This window comes from Tunicatimonas sp. (genome assembly GCF_049647865.1).
Taxonomy (GTDB): Bacteria; Bacteroidota; Bacteroidia; order Cytophagales; family Cyclobacteriaceae; genus Tunicatimonas.
In genome coordinates, this window is record NZ_JBARYM010000795.1 from 1 (window position 1) to 2,595 (window position 2,595).

1 protein-coding gene is annotated in these 2,595 nt (G+C 51.9%); it reads left to right on the top strand.

Annotation, left to right across the window (positions count from 1 at the left end):
• The coding region (locus tag WBA23_RS23040) for a glycosyl hydrolase (protein ID WP_424584629.1) at positions 1-2,595 on the top strand (2,595 nt) is incomplete at both ends.

Sequence of the window (2,595 nt, forward strand, 5' to 3'; positions counted from 1 at the left end):
GAACGTGGTCTGTACAAATCTACCGATGGTGGGGAGACCTGGAATAAAACCCTAGGTGATGACGAGTGGGTAGGGGTGACCGATATTGCGGTTGATCCGCGTAATCCCGACTGGATGTACGCCGCCACCTGGCAGCGGCACCGTACCGTAGCCTCTTATTTGGGCGGCGGTCCCGGTTCAGGTATTCACCGTAGTCAAGATGGGGGTGAAACCTGGGAAAAGCTGACTACCGGATTGCCCGAAGGAAATATGGCCAAGATTGGATTAGCTATTTCTCCTCAGCAGCCGGATATTGTGTATGCCGCAATTGAGCTGGATCGTCGTAAGGGAGGAGTTTATCGTTCGGCTGACCGAGGGGGTACCTGGGAAAAGCGATCCGACGCCGTAGCTGGAGCTACTGGCCCTCATTATTATCAGGAACTCTATGCTTCGCCCCATCAGTTTGAGCGGCTGTACCTGGTAGATTCCCACATGCAATATTCCGAAGATGGCGGGAAAACCTTTAAGCGACTGAACAATGCCCACAAGCACGGTGATAACCACGCCGTTGCCTTCCGAAAAGATGATCCCGAATACTTGTTAGTGGGTACCGACGGAGGTCTGTACGAAAGCTTTGATCTAGGAGATCATTGGCGCTTTATGGAAAATCTTCCCGTTACCCAGTATTACAAAATTGCGCTGGACGATACTGAGCCGTATTACAATATTTACGGTGGAACGCAGGACAATAGCACCCAGGGCGGCCCATCCCAAACCGATAACGTGCACGGCATCCAGAATTCTGATTGGCGAGTAGTGCTGAACTGGGATGGTCACCAACCAGCTACTGAACCGGGTAATCCTGACATTGTGTACGCCGAACGGCAGGAAGGAACGCTATCGCGCATTGATATGACGACCGGCGAAGTAGTAGATATTCAGCCCCAACCAGCAGCGGATGAAAACTACGAGCGCTTCAACTGGGATTCGCCTATTCTGGTTAGTCCCCACGATCCCAAGCGTATTTACTTTGCTTCTCAGCGGGTCTGGAAATCTGATAACCGGGGCGATGAGTGGACAGCAATTTCTGATGACTTAACCAAGAACCAAGACCGGTTCGAGTTGCCGATTATGGGGCGAGTGCAAAGCTGGGATGGAGCCTGGGATGTAGGCGCCATGTCCAATTATAATACAGTTACTTCTTTAGCCGAATCACCGCAGCAAGATGGGCTGATTTACGCGGGTACCGACGATGGCATTGTGCAGGTGACCGAAGACGGAGGAAATAACTGGCGGAAGATTGATGTAGGTAGTATGCCTGGCGTACCGGCCACTGCCTTCGTGAACGATATTAAAGCTGATTTGCACGATGCCAATACCGTGTACGTAGTGCTGGATAATCATAAGTACGGCGACTTTCAACCCTACTTGGTAAAGAGTACTGACCGGGGCCGCACGTGGCAATCAATGGCAAACAATCTTCCCGACCGAACCTTAGTTTGGCGCATTGTGCAGGATCACGTGAAGCCCGAACTAATGTTTCTGGCGACGGAATTCGGCATTTACTTTACCAACAATAGCGGCAGTCAGTGGACGGAACTAACTGGCGGATTACCAACCATCTCCTTCCGCGATCTGGCTATTCAGAAACGAGAGGATGATCTGGTAGCTGCTTCCTTCGGGCGGGGCATTTATATCCTAGATGATTACAGTGTGCTACGAGGAGTATCGGAAGAGCAACTGGTAGCTGAAGCTACCCTGTTTGAACCGCAGGATGCTGACTGGTACGTGCCCCGTTCTCACCTAAGTTTTGATGACGAAAAGGGATCGCAGGGGGCTTCTCACTTCGTAGCTCCTAACCCTCCTTTTGGGGCAGTGCTGACTTATTATCTCAAGGATGGACTATCTACCCAGGAAGACCAGCGGATGAAGCAGGAGAAGGATATTAACGCTCAAAATCAGAATGTACCTTTTCCCGGTTGGGAGAAGTTAGCTACTGAAACAAATCAGGTCGAACCAAAAATCTGGCTAGCGATTAAAGACGATCAGGGCAACGCCATTCGCCGGGTAGATGGCCCTACCGAAAGTGGCTTCCACCGGGTAGCCTGGGATTTGCGCTACCCCTCGCCTTACCCTATTCATCTGGATCAGCAACCCAGTGAAGATGAAGAACCACCGCAGGGCCTAATGGTAGCTCCCGGTACGTATACCGCCACACTTTACCAGCAAGTAGACGGCGAGATCAACGAACTATCGGAGCCCGTCAGCTTTGAGGTTGTTCCGTTACGCGAAGGAGCACTAGAAGGAGCTACTGCCCAGGAAACGGCTAAATTTTGGCGATCTTACGAAGATGCTCTACGCTCGGCTACTGCCCTGGAGGTCTCGCTTAGCAATGCTCTGACCAAAGCTGATCGGATGCAAGCAGCTCTGGCCCAGGCGCCAGCGGTTCCCGGGTCGCTGGATCAGCAATTGTACCAAGTGAAGAAAAACCTGCTGGAGCTAGCAGTAGCACTGAGCGGCAACCCCGCCAAGCTAGCGGTAGGCGAAAAAACCAAACCAACCGTAGGTCAGCGCCTGTCTTCATTGGAAATCGGTATAGGCCACGCTACCTATGGT